This window comes from uncultured Pelagimonas sp., assembly GCF_947498515.1.
Taxonomy (GTDB): domain Bacteria; phylum Pseudomonadota; class Alphaproteobacteria; order Rhodobacterales; family Rhodobacteraceae; genus Pelagimonas.
Map to the genome: position 1 here is coordinate 138,785 of NZ_CANMKO010000008.1, position 17,332 is coordinate 156,116.

The following is a 17,332-nucleotide window of genomic DNA, read 5'->3' on the forward strand; positions in this document are numbered from 1 at the left end:
GCCTCAGAGTTTATAGGCGGATTTCACCAGATCGGTGGTCAGAACGCGCGCTAGATCAAGGGCTTCGTCTTCGTTCAGACGGCCGGTGGCGACAAGTTCGGCCAGATAGCTGGCGTCAACACGGCGGGACACATCATGGCGTGCCGGAATCGAACAAAAGGCGCGGGTGTCATCGTTGAAACCGGCGGTGTTGTAAAACCCACAGGTTTCCGTGGTGAATTCCCGGTAACGGCGAATGCCTTCGGCGCTATCAAAGAACCACCATGCCGGGCCGAGTTTCAGGGCCGGATAGGCCCCGGCCAGCGGCGCGAGTTCACGACCATAGGTGGTTTCATCCAGCGTAAACAACAGGATGGTGAGATCAGGTTCCATCCCAACCGCATCAAGCATCGGTTTCAACGCATCAACGAAATCACAGCGGCGCGGAATATCAAACCCTTTGTCGCGTCCATGGCTGGCAAAGACTTGCGCGCTATGGTTGCGGGTTGAGCCGGCATGAATTTGCATGGTCATGCCGTCTTCAACGCTCATCCGCGCCATTTCGGTGAGCATCTGACCACGGAAGGCATCGGCCTCGTCAGCGGTGAAATCGCCGGTTAGGATTTTGGCGTAAAGAGCGGCGGCCTCATCCTGCGGAAGGTCCTCGGTCCGAGCGCTTGGGTGGCCATGATCGGTAGCAGTGGCCCCATGGTCGCGGAAGTAGGCGCGGCGGATTCGATGCGCGTTGAGATAGCCCGCCCAAGTGGCAATGTCTTCGCCGGTTAGGGCCCCGAAAGCGTCGATGTTGGCGTCGAACCCTTCGAATTCCGGGTCAACAACCGCGTCCGGACGATAAGTGGTGATCACCCGCCCCGACCAATCGCTTTCGATGATTTGTTTGTGCCAACGCAGGTCGTCCAACGCCCCTTCTGTGGTGGCGAGGCAGTCGATTTTGAACCGATCAAACATCGCACGCGGGCGGAATTGATCCATCGCCAAGGTGCTGTCGATGTGATCGTAATATTCATCGGCATTGTCGGCGGTCAGCGGCTCAAGGAAGCCAAAGACATGTTCAAAGGAATGGTTGAGCCATATCCCTGACGGGGTGCCACGAAACAGGTTGATATGCTTGGCAAAGAGCCGCCAAATCTTGCGCGGGTCCTGTTCAATAGCTCCGCCATCAATACGTGGAATGCCCAGGTCGTCCATCGAAACGCCTTGGGATACCAACATCCGAAACACATAGTGATCGGGCGTCACAAAGAGTTCGGCCGGGTTGGGAAAGCGTTTGTTTTCGGCAAACCAACGTGGATCGCAATGGCCGTGGGGGCTTAGGATCGGAAGGTCTTTGATGGATCCGTAGATCACGCGGGCAAGCCCGCGCAACGCATCGTCATAGGGGAAGAGACGGTCGGGGTCGTTCAATGGCATGGTGGGACAGTCCTGTCGCAGAAGTGAGCGCAGGGGAACTGATATGTTAGTCTGTTAGCCTTGTCAAAGTGACGCGGGAACGACTTTGTGTCAGATGTCCAATTCGGCCAATAGGTTAGCAAACGACGCCCCATGCATATCACGATCAGCCTGTACCCCCTGCACCTGTGGGCGCGGCAGGCTGAATTTGACGACATGAAGGTCAGATATGTCAAAGCGTTTCAACTGATCCTGTTGCATTTGAAATAGTTCAGCAACCTTTTCGCTATGAATTGCAGCGCTAACGCGATCAAAAACGTTAGCGTTACCGCAAAAGATGTCGACAGTTAGCCAAAACGGTCCGGCGTTCTTGGAGCGGATTTTGGGAACGATGTCAGCAAGTCGGGTCATGCGCCGATCTCCTCGGTTGTGAGGCGGAACGCCTGCATGGGATCGTCCAGCTCTAGCACGTGGTTGAGGCAGAATTCGTGGATCGCGCCGCGTGGCATTTCGGGTGGCGAAAAGGGAAAGGCAAAGGTTGGCATTTCCTCTTGTTCGGTCAGTGGATGGTGCAAGAGGTAGGGGTTAAGCATCTTGGCGACTTCGCGGCTTAACGCTTCGGTTTCGGCGGTGACAATGCCCATGACGCCCAGTTCGGTGCCGATTGTTGCATGGTTGTCGAGCGCGCCGAGCGTTGCGTTTTGGCCGATCACCCGCAGTTCGATGTTGAACTCTCCGCCAACACGCGCCTGCGCCTTGGCGGTGCATTTTTCGACGATATCGTCGCACCATGCATTGATGTGTTCAACATAGCGGGCATCACGGACAAGGGCAAGCGAGACGGTTTGGAACCCGGCCTGACGCGCCCCTTCGAGTTTGACAGTATAGGTGTCAGAGGGGACCCATGTGCTTCCGGTGACGCGCACAGAGCGATCATCGAGCGCAGTATAGGTTGCGCCGCGCACGTCCAAATACCCGCCGGGTTCATAGAGGATGTAAGGGTCGGAGTTCTCGTAGAGCATATGCGCCGAAACGGTGTGCGGCGTGGCGCGGGCCTCGTCCCCCATTGGGGTCATAGTGAAACCGTCGGCGTCAAAGTCGATCAGAATGGTGCCGGAGTTCGGGCTTGTGGTGGCCAGCGCCCCACATTCGCCGATCTTGGCCCCGTGCCATGCGCCCCCGGCGTGACAGCCGCGCGCAAGCGGCAGCGCAGAGATAATCGCCGTGTCTGTGGTGCGCCCGGCGATGACGATATCGGCCCCGGTATCAAGCGCGGCTTGGATTTGTTCGGCCCCAGCGAGGGCGACGATATTGGTGCAGTTGCGCAGGATGTCGGCGCTGATCTCTGGCGCGGCGGGGAGGTCAGTGATGCGGCCCTTTTCGAGAGCCTCGACCAACATGTCCGCGGATTGACCGCTTTTGAGCACGGCGAGTTTGAGGCTTTCGCCCCGTTCAGCCGCGATTTCACGGGTGATATCGACAAGCCAGTCGACGGCTGAATCCGCCCCGCAGGTGCCTGCGGTGCCAATGATCAGCGGCACACCAGCTTGGGCGCGGGCCTCCATCAGCTCAGCCCATTCGGCGCGGGTGGAATTGCGCGAATATTTCGAGGTGCCGGTGCCAAGGTAGTGGGGCCCACTGTCTGTGGACCCCCCGTCGATTGCGATGATATCGGGTTTGGCGGCGATCCCGCGCGACAGAGCCGCGCGGTCATAGCCAAGGCCAAGCGCCCCGGATGGGATAAGAACTTTGACCATCAGTCAGAGACCCTTTGTGGTTTGGTGAGGAAGCGGCGCAGGAACATTGGCGCAACAAAGCCAAGCACAGCGACAGTCCACAACCCGATTGAGATGCCAGAGCTAAACAGATAGGTCCAATCGCCGTCCGAAAGAACCATGGCGCGACGAAGTGCGTCTTCCATGTTGCCACCCAGAAGGATGCCAAGGATGATTGGCACGGTTGGCACGTCGAGTTTGCGCAACACCCAGCCGAGCAGACCAAAGGCGACCATCAACACCAGATCAAAGTAGCTTCCTGAGAGGGAATAGATCCCGACGAAGGACACCATGGTCACCCCAGGAAGCAAGACCCATGGCGGAACCATCAGGATTTTGACAAAGATTTTGACCATCGGCACGTTCATCAACAGCAGCACAAAGTTGGCGATGAGGAGCGAGGCGATGAGGCCCCAGACCACTTCGGGCCGGTCGGTAAACAGGGTTGGACCCGGCGTGATGTTGAGCGTCATCAACAGCGCCAGAAGAACGGCGGTGGTGCCAGAGCCGGGCACACCCAGCGTCAACATCGGCACAAGCGCGCCACCGGCGGCGGCGTTGTTCCCGGCCTCGGGTGCGGCGACGCCCTTGGCGACGCCTGTGCCGAAACCACCCTTTTCACCGGCGATGGATTTTTCGGTCATATAGGCCAAGAAAGACCCAAGCGAGGCCCCTGCCCCCGGCAAAACACCGGCCACAAAGCCGACCACAGACGAGCGAACCATAGTCACCATTGACCCCATGATTTCTTTGACCGGGATGGTGACTTTGTCCAATTTCACACCGATCGAGGTGTTCTTGCCGTGGCTTTCGATGAAGAAGAAGACTTCGGCAATGGCGAACAGGCCCACGATGGCGACGAGGAAGTCGATGCCGTCATAAAGGTGCAGATTACCCCCGGTCAGACGCGGCATGCCCGAGTTGTTATCGACGCCGATCATCGCAATGCCAAGACCGATACAGGAGGCAATCGCCGCCTTGGCTTGGTTGTTCGATCCGATGCCGCCCAGCGTGGCAAATGCCAGCAGGTAGAGCGCGAAATATTCAGCAGGCCCAAAGAGAAACGCGATACCCGCCAAGATCGGCGCCAGAAGCATCAAGCCGATGGTCGACAGAAAGGCACCGACAAAAGACGCGACGCCCGAGATCACCAGCGCATCACCGGCGCGGCCTTGTTTGGCCATCGGGTATCCGTCAAGCGTGGTCATTAGCGCCGGTTCATCACCCGGGATGTTGAGCAAGATCGAGCTGATCCGCCCGCCATACATCGCACCATAATAAACGGCCGTCATCAGGACGAGGGCCGAGGTGGCATCAAGCCCCATCGAAAAGGTCAGCGGGATCAGAATGGCGACGCCGTTAGAGGGGCCAAGGCCCGGCAACGCGCCGATAATTGTGCCGATGAAACAGCCGAAAACGGCCAACATCAGGGTAAAGGGAGACAGGGCGATGTCGAAACCGATCGCCAGATTAGACAGCAATTCCATGATTTGGCCCCTAGCCAGTCACAAACTTGGGCAAGCCAAACAGGCTAAGACCAAGTGCGAATTTGAAGATCACAAAGAGGCCTAGCGAAAGGCCAACCCCGGCCATCGCGGCATGGGCCGGGCGCGGGTTGATCTGATAACTCAGGATCGCCGCCGTGATGGCGGTCGGAAGGATAAAGCCCAAAGGTTTGAGCGCATAGGCATAGGCCACAAGCACAACAACGGCGATCAAGAGCGATCCGAGCGTTGCCAGTTCGGGCCAATCTGGGTCTTCGTCAGGTTTGAGGCACATGATGATCCCGCAAATGGCGGCCACTGCGCCCACTAGGATCGGAAAGGTTTTCGGGCCAACCGGGTCGGCCATGAAGCTGGTCTGGATCTGTGTTGCACTGGCGATATACGCCAGTGCAATCAGTGTCACGACCGCTCCGAAGATGCGGTCAGAGGCCATTACTGGATCACCCCGATCTCTTTGGACAGGGTGCGAATTTCTTCGACAACACCGTCAACATAAGATTGGAAATCCCCACCAACTTTGGTGAAGGGCGCAAGGCCGTTTGCGGCCATGGCTTCTTGCCACTCGGCGGAATCTGCAACTTTTTGCAGACGCTCGGCCCACATGTTGAAGTCATCATCCGAGATGTCTTTTGGCACATAAAGACCACGCCAGTTCACGGCGACAACGTCCAAACCTTGCTCTTTGGCGGTTGGGATGTCTTCAAAGCCCGGCACACGCTCTTCGGTCAGAACCGCGATGGCGCGCACGTCACCGGATTTGAGGAAGCCAACGATTTCAGACATATCGCCAGTCATCGCCGCGGTGAAGCCACCCACGGTTTGGGTGATCGCGTCCGCACCACCGTCAACACCGATGTATTTGATCGCTTTGACGTCGGTCACACCGGCGCGTTGAAGAACCATCAGAGGTTTGATGTGGTCAAAGCCACCAACGGCGGAACCACCGGCAAAGGCGATTTTGCCCGGCTCGGCTTTGATCGCGTCAACCAGATCAGTCAGCGACTGGTATGGGCTATCGGCGGCCACAACGATCACGCCGGGATCGGCACCAATGGCACCAACGAAACGCACCTGATCGGCGGTCATGCCGGCATAGGCGTTTTGCGCCAGACGGGTCGAGGTCGCAGAGGACGCAGCAACAATCAGATCAGCGTCAGAGCCGCGCTCGGACACAACGTGGTTGAAGGCAAGACCACCACCGGCACCGGCCATGTTGGTAACCTGAACAGGTTTGTCGACGGCACCGATGTCATGCATGATTTTACCGATTTGACGGCATGTGAAATCCCAGCCACCGCCGGGGTTGGCAGGCGCGATGCACTCAGCTGCAAAAGCGGTGGTTGCAGTAGCAGTCAAAACCGCACTGGTCATCAGCGCCTTGAAAAGACGTTTTGTCATGGTTTCCTCCCGTTTGACATGGCGGTTTGATCCGCCCATGCTTTGAGCAAATCCTCTGAACCTGACATCAACCTGTCACCCCCTCAAAACTTGGCGAAAAAGGCCCCCGGATGCGATTTCTGCTGATCGAAGATAACATGCAGCTGGCGGCCAATATCGTCGAGCGCTTGCAGCTGGATGGCCATGCAGTGGATCATGCCGACACGCTTGAGGCGGCGGATGATTTGATGGCGGTGGCGTCTTTTGATTTGATTTTGCTTGATATTATGTTGCCAGATGGCGATGGCAGGACATTTTTGGAACGCCACAGACAGGCCAAGGAACGGGTACCGGTGATTGTGGTCACGGCGCGTTCTGCGGTGTCAGATCGGGTTGGATTACTCGACCTTGGGGCGGATGATTATATCACCAAACCTTTCGATTTTTCCGAGCTTGAGGCGCGATGCCGGGCGGTTTTGCGGCGTCAGGGCGGGGCCGCTGACAACCAAAAGACCTATGAAGGGACGGTGCTTGATTCGGCCAGTGCCGAGCTTCGATTCGGGACCAAGGTGATTGCCCTTCGCAACCGAGAGTTGCGATTGCTGGAGGTGTTTTTCAACGCCCCCGGCCAGGTTTTTGCCAAATCACATCTGATGGACCGGCTGTTTTCATTGTCTGACGAGGCGTCGGAAAACGCGATTGAGGTCTATGTCGGGCGGCTGCGAAAACGGCTTGAGGGATCGGGAACGAGAATCGAAACCGTGCGCGGATTGGGCTATCGGATGGTGCCCGCGTGAAGGCGCATGGCTCGATCCGCAGACGGTTATTTTTTCAGCTAGCCGGGGTGGCGGCGATCCTGTCGTTGGTGTTCATTTTGGTGGTGCGCGGCGTGGCGGAACGCGCCGCCGAGGGCACGCAGGACGATATTTTGACCGCCTCGGCCACCGCCATCGCCGATAGTCTGCGCAGCGAAGGCGATGGTGTGACGCTCGACTTGCCATACTCGGCGCTGTCCATGCTGGGCACCATTAACCAAGATCGGGTATTTTACCGGGTTAGCGTCGCCGGAATGACCCTAACAGGGTATGAAGATTTGCCCCTGCCTGATCTGGTGCCATTGCTGGGTGCACGGGTGTTGACGACGCTGGAGTATCGTGGCGAAGCGGTGCGCATGGTGTCGGTGTCACGTCGGATCGGCCCGGCGACCAATGCGACAACCGCCGTAATCACCGTGGCGCAAACCCGCCTTGGGCTTGAGGCGATTTCACGACAAATCACCCTAACCGCGACCGGGGTTGGCCTTGTGTTTTTGCTTTTGGCAACGGCGCTTAGCCTTTGGGCGGCGAACTCAGCCCTTGCCCCGATCAGCCGGATGACAGGGTCAATGACCCGGCGCGGCCCCGGCGATTTGCGCCCGGTGCGGGCACAAACCCCAGAGGAACTGGTGCCTTTGGTAGAGGCGCTGAATTCATTCATGGGGCGGCTGCGCGCGTCCTTGTCGCGGACCGAAGATTTCATCACCGAGGCCGCGCACCGGGTGCGCACGCCTTTGGCCACGGTGCGCGCGCAGGCGGAGATCACCCATCGAAAGCTTAACAAACCAGAGCACAAACAAGCGATCCGCGAGATGATCCGGGCCATCGACGAAAGCTCCCGCTCGGCGGGGCAGATGCTTGACCATGCGATGGTGACCTTTCGCGCCGATAGTCTGGCGCGCGATGTGCTGGACCTGCGCGCGCTGGTCACCGAAACCTGTGACCGTTTGGGGCCAACTGCTGAGCTAAAGGATATTGCCGTGGATCGCGATTTGCCGCTTAACCCGGTGACCATTCAAGGCGACGGAATTTTGCTACAGGCGGCCATGCAGAACATTCTCGACAACGCCATCAAATATTCGCCGGACGAGAGCGATATTTCGGTGCGCCTGACGCAGGGCGATGTGATCCGGCTTGAAATTTCGGATCAAGGGCGTGGCTTTGGCGGGGCCGATCCGGAGCAAATCACCAAACGATACACGCGCGGCGGCAATGTTGGTGATGTTGTTGGGTCCGGTCTTGGGCTGACCATCGCGGATGAGGTGGCACGGGTGCATGGTGGGCGGTTGGAGATTGCAGAAAACGGGGACGGGGGCGGCGCATGCGTATCATTGGTTTTCTAATCGCGACCCTGATTGCGACGGTGGTTCAGGCCTTTGAAATCGAGGATCAACGGTTTTACCGAGCCGAGCCTGAATTATCGGTTTTGCGGGTGATTTCCACTGCGGATTTGGCAGTTTTTGAACCGGTGTTGCAGGCTTTTCAAACCGCCTATCCGGGTGTCAGCATTGATTATACCGTCACCGGAACATCGGATGTGATGCAAGCGATCTATGATGAAGGTGCGGGCTTTGACGTGGCGATTTCCTCGGCGATGGATTTGCAAACCAAGCTGGCCAATGACGGCTATGCGGTGACTTATAAACCGGCAATTGTGAACCTTCCTGCTTGGGCAACATGGCGCGACCAGCTTTTTGCCTTTACCCAAGAGCCGGCGGTTTTGGTGGTGTCGGACGCGTTTTTTGGCAAAGGCGAAGCCCCACGCAACCGCGATGATCTCATCGCCATGCTGCGCGACAGCCCAGAGCGGTTTGATGGCAAAATCGGCACCTATGATGTGCGTCGATCCGGGTTTGGATACTTGATGGCCACCCAAGACAGCCGCAATTCCGAGGCGTTTTGGCGTCTGATGGAGGTAATGGGGCGTTTGAATGCACGGCTTTATTGTTGTTCGAGCGACATGATCCGCGATGTGGCCGAGGGGCGGCTCGCCTTGGCGTATAACGTTCTGGGGAGCTATGCGGAGGCACAGGCGGTCGATATGCCGGGGTTCCACATTGTGGAAATGAGCGATTTCACCAATGTCATGTCACGCACCGCGCTAATCCCGGCAACAGTCGAAAATGAAGACGGCGCGCGCGCGATGATTGATTTCTTGCTAAGCTACAACCAGCGCCCCGATTTGATCGCGGCCACCGGGTTGCCCGCAATCGACAGCGCTTCGTTTCAATCCAATACTGCGCTGCGTCCCATTCGGTTTGGACCGGGGCTTTTGGTGTTTTTGGATCAACTCAAGCGCGCCAGTTTCCTGCGCAACTGGGAGAGTTCGCTGGAGCAGAGATAGGTTGATGCAGGAGGGGCCAGCCCCTCTTGCCGCAAGCGGCAATTCACTCCGGGATATTTGGGGAAAGAAGAAGCGAAGGGGCCTGTGGTTGTGATTTAGGCGGGATGCCTTTGGGGCGCGGGGCGCATTTGGCCACGGTGGCAGGATTGGACGTTTTCCGAGGTTGGAGCGAAATACCTGCGCAGAACCGCAAGACTAGCCGCGGGGTCACAATCTCCGCACATGAAAATGTCGATGGCGGCAAAGCCATGTTCGGGCCATGTGTGGATCGAGATATGGGATTCCGCCAAAAGCGCCACGCCGGTGAACCCGGCCCGATCGCCAAAATCATGGAGATTGATGTCAAGCACCACCGCCCTCGCCACCCTTGCGGCGCGATGAAGAACGGCGTGGACCGGGGCGGGATCGTGGAGATGATTGGCCCCCCAGAAATCAACCAACATGTGATGGCCCAACGTGGGGGCGGCAGAGATTTGGGTCACTTTGTGCCTCAACGCAAAAGGGCGGGACATCCCCGCCCTTTCAACGCTATGGAGCCAATGCCCGGAAAACAAGACAGGCTTTCCAGACTTTAGGGTAGCGGGATGAACTCTTGATCATCACCGGGAGGCAGATGAAAGCGGCCATCTTGCCAATCCCCCTTGGCCCACGCCTGTTTTGCTTCTTCGATGCGCTCTTGACTTGAGGCAACGAAATTCCACCAAATATGGCGCGGACCATTGAGCGTTGCGCCACCAAGCAGCATGAGCCGCGCGCCCTGATCTCCGGCGGTGACCGTGATGGCGTCACCAGGGCGAAAGACCATCATTTGACCGGCGTCAAAGCTTTGCCCCGCCACGGAAATGGCCCCTTGGGTCACGTAAATCCCGCGATCTTCGTGATCATCCGGAAGCGGAAGTTTGGCGCCGGGTAAAAGCGTAGCATCGGCATAAAACATGTCGGAATAGCTTCGCGCGGGGGCCTTTTCACCCCACGCATTACCAAGGATCAGACGCACTTCTTTGCCCTCCCCTTCCAGAAAGGGCAGCGCGTCTTTTCCATGGTGTTCAAACGTCGCGTCGGTGTCTTCGTGTTCATCGGGAAGGGCGATCCAAGTTTGAATACCAAACAGCGAATGGCGGGTGTTGCGGGTGGCGGCACTTGTGCGTTCCGAATGGGTGACACCGCGCCCCGCCGTCATCAGATTGACCTCGCCGGGATAGATCATCTGATGTGCGCCGGTGCTGTCGCGATGTTCGAACTCACCTTGGTAAAGATAGGTGACCGTCGAGATGCCGATATGGGGGTGCGGGCGCACGTCGATGCCGCCCTCGGTGATGAATTCGGCGGGGCCCATTTGATCAAAAAAGATAAAGGGGCCAACCATTTGACGACGGGCCGAAGGCAGCGCACGACGGACCTCAAACCCGCCCAAGTCGCGCGCGCGGGGGATGATGAGGGTTTCGATGTCATCCACCTGACCTGCATCGGGGTGATGGGGTTCAATTGCGGGGTTCCAGCTCATTTTTCGTCTCCTATGCGTCGAGGTCAAAGAGGAGGAAAGCCGCGTCCTCATCGGCGGTTAGGGTCAATTCCGGCTCTTGTATCAATGCAAACCCGTCGCCTGTCGTCAATTTTTGACCATGGGCTGTCACCTGGCCCGAGATCATCTGAAGCCACATGCCCCGCCCATCGCTCAACGGCAGCTGCACGTTTTGACCAGCGTCGAGTTGACCGGCATAGAGGTCAACATCACGATGCACGGTCAAAGCGCCGTCCCGCCCATCCCGCGCCGCGATGAGGCGGAAATTCCCGTCGAGATCATCAAAATGACGCTGTTCATAGCTAGGTTTTAGACCTTGTGCCTCGGGCGAAATCCAAATTTGCAAGAAATGCACCGGATCGGTTTGCGACGCGTTAAATTCACTATGGGTGACCCCGGTCCCGGCGCTCATCCGTTGCAGATCACCGGGGCGAATGATCGAACTTTCCCCCATTGAATCGCGATGCTCCAGCGCGCCGGACACAACCCAAGTGAGGATTTCCATATCCTCATGTGGGTGGGTATCGAAACCGCGCGCAGCGGCAACCCGGTCATCATTAATCACCCGCAATGGGCCAAACCCCATGTGATTTCGGTCGTAGTATTGGCCAAAGGAAAAGCTGTGACGGCTTTTGAGCCAGCCAAAATCAGCGAGGCCCCGGTCGTCGGCATGTCTGATCTGATACATTGGATATCTCCTGAGGTGGGTACTCTCCACCGTATGGTTGATCTTGTCTTCGCTCCAAATTAATGTCATATGACATTATATCAATTGATCATGCTTGCGCCGAAAGCGTGCGTAAATGCAGAGGGTTCAAACCATGACCATAGCCGCGTCCAAAGCCCAGCTCCCGATAGGAAGTTTGCTCCATCATTTGGCGCGCCGGTTCGAAACTGAAACCAGCGCCGCATTATGCGACATCGATCTTCCACTTCGAGAGTTTTCGACATTGATCAGGCTGGCGGTTGAGCCGGGGCAAAGCCAAAAGGAATGTGCCGCACAGCTGGGGTTTGACGTCAGCACCTTCGGTCGGATGGTTGATCGAATGGCGGCCCACGGCCTAATTGAACGGCGCGATATGCCCGGGGACCGACGCAGCAAGGCGTTGTTTTTGCTCCCCAAAGGAGAGACCCGGCTGCAGCAGGGGCAAACCCTTGTTTTAGAAGTGGAAAACCAGATTTTGGCCGCGATATCCAACACGCAACGGGCAGCACTACGCTTATGTCTTGAACGCACACTTGGGAGCTAAATCATCGTGACATGTCCGGTCTAGAACTGTCATCTTTTTAAATTTCAACGCCCCAAAATGTTCCGAGAAAGGCGCCTATGCAAGGATATCCTTAAGGTTTTCAGGGTTAGGCCTTAGAATATGACGCAAGCACAAAAACCCGCCGCAAAATCCTTTTTGTCAATCAAATCGGCCCTGCTGGCCATTGTGTTGTTTGCCAGCGCCGCAATGTTTGGTCAGATTGGCCTGTCAGAGTATGCAAATTTTACGCGGGCGAAAATGCAAGCAGATGTTCAAATCAGCTCTGCTCTGAACGAAGCACTCAACCAGCTTCAAATTTCATTTCTGCAAGCAAGGCGCGCTGAGAAGGACTTCTTGTTGCGCCGTGATCTAAAATATGTTGAGCGCCATACAGGCATTATGGAAGACGTTCGACGAGATTTGACAACTGTTGAAGACTTGATGTTTCAGCTTGGTGAAGACCAAAGCAACGTCGAAAAACTTTCCCAAGCGACAGACACTTACACAAACGGATTTGCAAGTCTGGTCGCAAGCCACCAGAGCTTGGGCTTAGACGAAAACTCGGGCCTTCAAGGTCGCCTTCGCAAGGCTGTGAAAGATGTTGAAAGCAGCATCAAAGACAATAACCACCCGGAAATGCATGTCAAAATCCTTATGATGCGTCGCCATGAGAAGGATTTCATCCTAAGGGTCGATACGAAATATAAGGACCGTTTGGACGCCCGCGTCGCAGAATTTCAACTATTCCCATTCAGTATGTTTGAAAGCTCGGGGCAACACCAAGAGATCAACAACCTTGTGCTGACCTATCAAACGTCCTTTGCCGAATTTGTAACAGGCACCTTTCAAGAACAAGATTTGAGGCGCGTGCTTTCAAATAGCTTTGCCTTGACACAACCCATTTTCGACGAAATCCGTGGTTTTGCAGACACCAAAATCAGCTCAATATCCGAGGCGGCTATGACAAGCGACCAGAGGTTTCGCCGCGATGCATTGATTGTAGGGGGGATTGGGGCAATCGCCTTTTTGATCATTGCGATGCTGCTGAGTAATGCGATCTCAGGGCCATTAAAGCGCTTGAGTATCACATTGACAAAAATGATGTCAGGCGACTTTTCAGAACCGTTGAAGCAATCGCGTATCATCGAAATTTCGTCCATCACAAACGCGGTTGAAGAATTTCGAGCGGGCGAAATTCAGAAAGCTGAACTCACCACGGAGTTGACAACTGTCATTGAAAGCTGTGCCAATGGCGACTTTTCTAAACGCATCAGTGTTTCGGACAAAAATGTCGGTTTTCAAGAGCTTGTCGAAGGTGTCAATGCCATTGGCGACGTCACTGAAAGAGGGCTTGGCGATGTTCTAGAGGTCTTGCAGAACATTGCCGATGGCGATCTCACCCAGCATATGCCCAGCGGTCATAACGGTGTGTTCGAAGACATTTCGTCGGCAGTTGATAACCTGACTCACAATCTTCGCGGCATGGTTGCACAACTCGCAAATAGCAGCCAATTGTTGCGGACAACCTCGGATAAAATTGCCTCAGCGACTGAGGAGGCGTCCCGGCGGGGCGAAGTCAACGCAGCTTCGCTGGAAGAAACTGCAGCGGCGCTGAGCACCTTGGATGATTCAGTCCGCAACTCGGCCGAGTTTTCAACCCATGCAAAGGAATTCGTCGTCGAGGCCCAAAACTTGGCCCAAAACACGGTCGATATAGCCGATCGCACCATAGCGGCGATGGCCAGAATAGAGGAAACATCCGGCAAGATCTCTGGCATTACCAATATGATCGAGGAAATATCTTTCCAAACCAACCTTTTGGCTCTTAACGCAAATGTCGAAGCGGCGCGCGCCGGCACGGCTGGCAAAGGGTTTTCTGTTGTTGCATTGGAAGTCGGGCAGCTTGCTCAGCAAGCGGCTGATGCGGTTCAAGACATTAACAATTTGATCGCCGAGAGCAGCGTAGAGATCACAAATGGTGTGAATTTGGTCAAAGAAACCGGCGCGGCCCTTCAAACCATTCGGGGGTCTGTCGACAAAGCCGCAGACAAGGTGAATGAAGTGTCTACGTCGACTGGCGAGCAGTCTGTTTGGCTCTCTGAACTCAGCACCACGGTGTTGAAACTGGACAAGGATTCTCAACAAAATTCGGCCATGCTAACAAATACGTCGGATGCAGGTCATACCTTGTTGTCCGAAGCTAGCAATCTTGTCCAAGCGACGAAGGGTTTTGTCATAGTCTCCCCCACCAGCCCCGGCGAAATTGATGACGCGTTTCGAAAAAGCGCGTAACGCAACCTAGCCGCCGCTCAACCCTTTTAAGATCGGGCAATCGGGCCGCCCGTCACCGGAGCACTCTTGCGCCAAGTGACTAAGGGTGGCGTGCATGGCTTGCAGATCAGTGATCTTGGCTTCGATATCGGCCAAATGCTTTTGGGCAACTGCTTTAACATCCGAGCTGGCGCGGGTTTCGTCTTCGTATAGCGCCAACAAGGTGCGACAGTCGTTGATTGTAAACCCCAAGGCCCGTGCCCGGCCCAAAAATGTCAATTTGTGCAGGTCGCTATCGCGAAAAACCCGGTAGCCATTGCTGTCACGCAGCGGATCCACCAACCCGATTTCTTCGTAGTACCGTATGGTTTTTGCCGGCAATCCGATACGCTTGGCAACATCTCCTATTGTCAGGTTCATATCCGCGCCTCCCTGTTTTCACCGCTCTGCGCCAACGTCTCAGTCGGTTTCACATCAGAAATATCATGATGCTCGGTCGCTGAGGGCACCCACCGCAATCGCAGCGCATTTGATAGCACAAAGACCGAGCTAAGCGCCATGGCTCCAGCGGCCAAAACCGGTGATAACATCATTCCGAACGCAGGATACAACGCCCCAGCGGCCACAGGGATCAACACGATGTTGTAGCCAAACGCCCAAAACAGGTTTTGGCGAATATTGCGCATTGTGCGCGCCGACATATCAAACGCATTCACCACCCCCGACAATTCACCCGAAATCAAAACCACATCGGCGGCCTCGATTGCGATATCGGTCCCCGTACCAATCGCAATGCCGATGTCCGCGCTGGCCAAAGCGGGGGCATCATTGATGCCATCCCCCACGAAAGCCAGCTTACCCTCTTGGCGCAACCCATTGAGTGCAGTGATTTTTCCGTCCGGACGCACTTCGGCCACCACGGTGTCAATCCCAAGCTCATCGGCAATTGCATTGGCGGTGCCTTGATTGTCACCGGTGATCATCGCCACGCGAAGCCCCATGCCCTTTAATGCCCGGATCGCCGCCGGTGTGCCGGGTTTGATCGGATCGGCCACGGCAAACAGCGCCGCAACATGTCCATCTACCGCCGCATAGAGCGGCGAGTTACCTTTGTCGCCGAGCGCCGTGCCTTGGTCTTGTAGGGTGCCTAAATCGATGCCCTTAGACTGCAAAAACCGGTCAGCCCCCACATGAACCAAATGGCCATCAACTTGGGCCGACACGCCATAGCCGGTTTCCGAAACAAACTCTGTGACCGCAAACAATGGCACGTTTTGAGCATTTGCAGCGCGGGAGATCGCCCCGGCAATCGGGTGTTCGGACAGGGTTTCGACCGACGCCGTAAGGGACAAAACACGCGATGTGTCAAACCCCGACGCAGGCAGGATGTGAACGAGTTCAGGACGCCCAGCCGTCAGTGTTCCGGTCTTGTCGAATGCTACGGTTTTCACGTTTTGCAAGGATTGCAACGCATCGCCTTTGCGAAACAACACCCCCATCTCGGCGGCGCGGCCTGTCCCGACCATAATAGATGTTGGGGTGGCCAACCCCATCGCACAGGGGCAGGCAATAATCAAAACGGCGACCCCTGCTACCAAGGCATGGCTAAGCGCCGGGGATGGCCCGAAAAGCAACCATACCGCAATGGTCACAACAGCAGCGAGCATAACCACGGGTACGAACCACATTGTGATACGATCCACCGCCCCTTGAATGGGCAGCTTGGCCCCTTGCGCTTGTTCAACCATGGCAACGATCTGCGCCAGCATGGTGTCTTTGCCTACTTTGGTGGCCTGAAAGACCAATGCGCCGGCACCATTGATTGTACCGCCAACAACGCTTGCACCTGTGGTCTTTTCAACCGGGATAGGTTCACCGCTGATCATGCTTTCATCAACAAAGGATGTGCCAGTCAAAACCGTCCCATCCGTGGCGATTTTCTCACCCGGACGGGTGTGAATTTCATCTCCGACAATAATCTCATCGATTGGCAATTCGATAACATCATCACCGCGCGACACCCGAGCCGTTTTGGCGCGCAATCCAATCAGCTTGCGAATGGCACTGCCGGTTCGCCCTTTGGCACGCGCTTCTAACCAGCGGCCTAAAAGGATTAACACAACAATCACCGCTGCCGCTTCAAAGTATACGTGATTGGCCCCTTCAGGAAGGAGGCCCGGCACGAAGGTTGCCACGACAGAAAACCCATAGGCCGCGGCCGTTCCCAAGGCGACCAGAGAATTCATGTCCGGCGTCCCCTTGAGCAATTGAGGGATGCCGGTTCGGTAAAAACGCAAACCGGGGCCAAAGAGAACAGCGCTTGTTAGGACAAACTGTAACACGCGGCTGGTTTGAACGCCGATGGTTTGATTGACCCAGTGATGCATCGCCGGGAACATGTGCCCGCCCATTTCGATCACAAAAACCGGAAAAGCCAAGAGCGCCGCGATCAGTGTGAGCTGTCCCAGGCGAGAGACCTCATCCTCTGCGCCATTCCCTTGCGGCGGGGTCGCATCGGTTTTGACCTGAGCCGGATACCCCATTTCCGTCACCAATCGGGCCAGTTCTGTCGGGCTTGTTGTGCCAGGAACAAAGCGAATGGTTGCAGTTTCGGTGGCTAAGTTCACATGCGCGTCGGCCACGCCGGGCAACGCGGACAACCCGCGCGCAACCCGTCCGGAACAAGACGCACAGGACATCGAGGAAATCGCCAGAGTGGTTTCGCCGAGACGGGCGGGGTATCCGGCTGTGTCCAGTGTTTTGGTCAATCCCGCCAGGTCGGCCGGGGTCTGATACGTCACATACACGCTTTTGGATGCAAGGTTGACCGAAGCGTCGGTCACGCCGTCGGCCGCCAACAAAGCGCGTTCGACCCGGCCCGCGCAAGACGCGCAAGACATGCCGGACACCGGCAAGGTGATAGTGTGTGATGTGGTCATGGTGCACCTTGGATTGCAGCCCGAGTATGGGCTTCCTTTGACTGGAAGGTAGGGCTTCCTGTCACTGGAAGGTCAAGGGTCAAAACGCCGCGTTCCGAGTGGGAACACCACCGAGATGGCACATTTTCGCTTTGACCACTTCCGT

At 56.3% G+C, this 17,332-nt stretch carries 16 protein-coding genes; 5 read left to right on the forward strand and 11 right to left on the reverse strand.

Annotated elements, in window-relative coordinates; genetic code table 11:
* Positions 1 to 3: 3 nt before the first annotated feature.
* The 6 genes from uxaC to Q1A43_RS15910 all read right to left on the reverse strand — a co-directional run bounded on the left by uxaC (position 4) and on the right by Q1A43_RS15910 (position 6,067).
* Positions 4 to 1,410, reverse strand: a complete 1,407-nt coding sequence (gene uxaC, locus Q1A43_RS15885) for a glucuronate isomerase (protein ID WP_299936769.1) — start codon at positions 1,408 to 1,410, stop codon at positions 4 to 6.
* A gap of 90 nt (positions 1,411 to 1,500) precedes the next feature.
* Positions 1,501 to 1,800: a DUF4387 family protein gene (locus Q1A43_RS15890; protein WP_299922682.1), complete on the reverse strand. Its 300-nt coding sequence runs from the start codon at positions 1,798 to 1,800 to the stop codon at positions 1,501 to 1,503.
* Positions 1,797 to 3,146, reverse strand: coding sequence for an acyclic terpene utilization AtuA family protein (locus Q1A43_RS15895; protein WP_299936772.1), 1,350 nt, complete (start codon positions 3,144 to 3,146; stop codon positions 1,797 to 1,799). The genes Q1A43_RS15890 and Q1A43_RS15895 overlap by 4 nt, the downstream gene beginning before the upstream one ends.
* Positions 3,146 to 4,651, reverse strand: a complete 1,506-nt coding sequence (locus Q1A43_RS15900) for a tripartite tricarboxylate transporter permease (protein WP_299936775.1) — start codon at positions 4,649 to 4,651, stop codon at positions 3,146 to 3,148. Before Q1A43_RS15900 ends, Q1A43_RS15895 begins: the two co-directional genes overlap by 1 nt.
* Positions 4,652 to 4,661: 10 nt before the next feature.
* A complete protein-coding gene (locus Q1A43_RS15905) occupies positions 4,662 to 5,102 on the reverse strand; it encodes a tripartite tricarboxylate transporter TctB family protein (protein ID WP_299922676.1) in 441 nt (146 codons plus the stop codon).
* Positions 5,102 to 6,067 (reverse strand): tripartite tricarboxylate transporter substrate-binding protein, encoded by a 966-nt coding sequence (locus Q1A43_RS15910; RefSeq protein ID WP_299922674.1) that lies wholly within the window; start codon positions 6,065 to 6,067, stop codon positions 5,102 to 5,104. Before Q1A43_RS15910 ends, Q1A43_RS15905 begins: the two co-directional genes overlap by 1 nt.
* Positions 6,068 to 6,177: 110 nt before the next feature.
* Here Q1A43_RS15910 and Q1A43_RS15915 point away from each other — a divergent pair, with 110 nt between their 5' ends.
* The 3 genes from Q1A43_RS15915 to Q1A43_RS15925 are packed head-to-tail and all read left to right on the forward strand — an operon-like array spanning position 6,178 to position 9,205.
* Positions 6,178 to 6,843: a response regulator transcription factor gene (locus Q1A43_RS15915; RefSeq protein WP_299922672.1), complete on the forward strand. Its 666-nt coding sequence runs from the start codon at positions 6,178 to 6,180 to the stop codon at positions 6,841 to 6,843.
* Positions 6,840 to 8,204, forward strand: a complete 1,365-nt coding sequence (locus tag Q1A43_RS15920) for a sensor histidine kinase (protein ID WP_299936778.1) — start codon at positions 6,840 to 6,842, stop codon at positions 8,202 to 8,204. The genes Q1A43_RS15915 and Q1A43_RS15920 overlap by 4 nt, the downstream gene beginning before the upstream one ends.
* A complete protein-coding gene (locus Q1A43_RS15925) occupies positions 8,183 to 9,205 on the forward strand; it encodes an ABC transporter substrate-binding protein (protein ID WP_299936780.1) in 1,023 nt (340 codons plus the stop codon). Before Q1A43_RS15920 ends, Q1A43_RS15925 begins: the two co-directional genes overlap by 22 nt.
* A gap of 95 nt (positions 9,206 to 9,300) precedes the next feature.
* Here the strand turns inward: Q1A43_RS15925 and speD are convergent, their stop codons facing one another.
* The 3 genes from speD to Q1A43_RS15940 form a co-directional block, all read right to left on the reverse strand.
* A complete protein-coding gene (speD, locus tag Q1A43_RS15930; RefSeq protein ID WP_299936783.1) occupies positions 9,301 to 9,687 on the reverse strand; it encodes an adenosylmethionine decarboxylase in 387 nt (128 codons plus the stop codon).
* An 89-nt stretch (positions 9,688 to 9,776) separates the two neighbouring features.
* On the reverse strand, positions 9,777 to 10,709 hold the full coding sequence (locus Q1A43_RS15935) for a pirin family protein (RefSeq protein ID WP_299936786.1): 933 nt from the start codon (positions 10,707 to 10,709) through the stop codon (positions 9,777 to 9,779).
* Between the two features lie 10 nt (positions 10,710 to 10,719).
* Positions 10,720 to 11,415, reverse strand: coding sequence for a pirin family protein (locus Q1A43_RS15940; RefSeq protein WP_299936789.1), 696 nt, complete (start codon positions 11,413 to 11,415; stop codon positions 10,720 to 10,722).
* A gap of 133 nt (positions 11,416 to 11,548) precedes the next feature.
* Between Q1A43_RS15940 and Q1A43_RS15945 the strand changes: the two genes are divergently transcribed.
* Both Q1A43_RS15945 and Q1A43_RS15950 read left to right on the forward strand, forming a co-directional pair.
* Complete coding sequence (locus tag Q1A43_RS15945) at positions 11,549 to 11,977, forward strand: MarR family transcriptional regulator (RefSeq protein WP_299936791.1); 429 nt, start codon at positions 11,549 to 11,551, stop codon at positions 11,975 to 11,977.
* A gap of 120 nt (positions 11,978 to 12,097) precedes the next feature.
* Complete coding sequence (locus Q1A43_RS15950; RefSeq protein ID WP_299936794.1) at positions 12,098 to 14,269, forward strand: methyl-accepting chemotaxis protein; 2,172 nt, start codon at positions 12,098 to 12,100, stop codon at positions 14,267 to 14,269.
* 6 nt (positions 14,270 to 14,275) lie between these two features.
* Here the strand turns inward: Q1A43_RS15950 and cueR are convergent, their stop codons facing one another.
* Both cueR and Q1A43_RS15960 read right to left on the reverse strand, forming a co-directional pair.
* Complete coding sequence (gene cueR, locus Q1A43_RS15955) at positions 14,276 to 14,662, reverse strand: Cu(I)-responsive transcriptional regulator (protein ID WP_299922819.1); 387 nt, start codon at positions 14,660 to 14,662, stop codon at positions 14,276 to 14,278.
* A gap of 2 nt (positions 14,663 to 14,664) precedes the next feature.
* Positions 14,665 to 17,187, reverse strand: a complete 2,523-nt coding sequence (locus tag Q1A43_RS15960) for a heavy metal translocating P-type ATPase (RefSeq protein ID WP_299936796.1) — start codon at positions 17,185 to 17,187, stop codon at positions 14,665 to 14,667.
* Positions 17,188 to 17,332: the final 145 nt, after the last annotated feature.

What these genes read in the sequence shown, in the direction of transcription:
- uxaC (WP_299936769.1), bottom strand. Translation starts at nt 1,410, where the DNA reads ATGCCATTGAACGACCCCGACCGTCTCTTCCCCTATGACGATGCGTTG.
- Q1A43_RS15890 (WP_299922682.1), bottom strand. Translation starts at nt 1,800, where the DNA reads ATGACCCGACTTGCTGACATCGTTCCCAAAATCCGCTCCAAGAACGCC.
- Q1A43_RS15895 (WP_299936772.1), bottom strand. Translation starts at nt 3,146, where the DNA reads ATGGTCAAAGTTCTTATCCCATCCGGGGCGCTTGGCCTTGGCTATGAC.
- Q1A43_RS15900 (WP_299936775.1), bottom strand. Translation starts at nt 4,651, where the DNA reads ATGGAATTGCTGTCTAATCTGGCGATCGGTTTCGACATCGCCCTGTCT.
- Q1A43_RS15905 (WP_299922676.1), bottom strand. Translation starts at nt 5,102, where the DNA reads ATGGCCTCTGACCGCATCTTCGGAGCGGTCGTGACACTGATTGCACTG.
- Q1A43_RS15910 (WP_299922674.1), bottom strand. Translation starts at nt 6,067, where the DNA reads ATGACAAAACGTCTTTTCAAGGCGCTGATGACCAGTGCGGTTTTGACT.
- Q1A43_RS15915 (WP_299922672.1), top strand. Translation starts at nt 6,178, where the DNA reads ATGCGATTTCTGCTGATCGAAGATAACATGCAGCTGGCGGCCAATATC.
- Q1A43_RS15925 (WP_299936780.1), top strand. Translation starts at nt 8,183, where the DNA reads ATGCGTATCATTGGTTTTCTAATCGCGACCCTGATTGCGACGGTGGTT.
- Q1A43_RS15935 (WP_299936786.1), bottom strand. Translation starts at nt 10,709, where the DNA reads ATGAGCTGGAACCCCGCAATTGAACCCCATCACCCCGATGCAGGTCAG.
- Q1A43_RS15940 (WP_299936789.1), bottom strand. Translation starts at nt 11,415, where the DNA reads ATGTATCAGATCAGACATGCCGACGACCGGGGCCTCGCTGATTTTGGC.
- Q1A43_RS15945 (WP_299936791.1), top strand. Translation starts at nt 11,549, where the DNA reads ATGACCATAGCCGCGTCCAAAGCCCAGCTCCCGATAGGAAGTTTGCTC.
- Q1A43_RS15950 (WP_299936794.1), top strand. Translation starts at nt 12,098, where the DNA reads ATGACGCAAGCACAAAAACCCGCCGCAAAATCCTTTTTGTCAATCAAA.
- Q1A43_RS15960 (WP_299936796.1), bottom strand. Translation starts at nt 17,187, where the DNA reads ATGACCACATCACACACTATCACCTTGCCGGTGTCCGGCATGTCTTGC.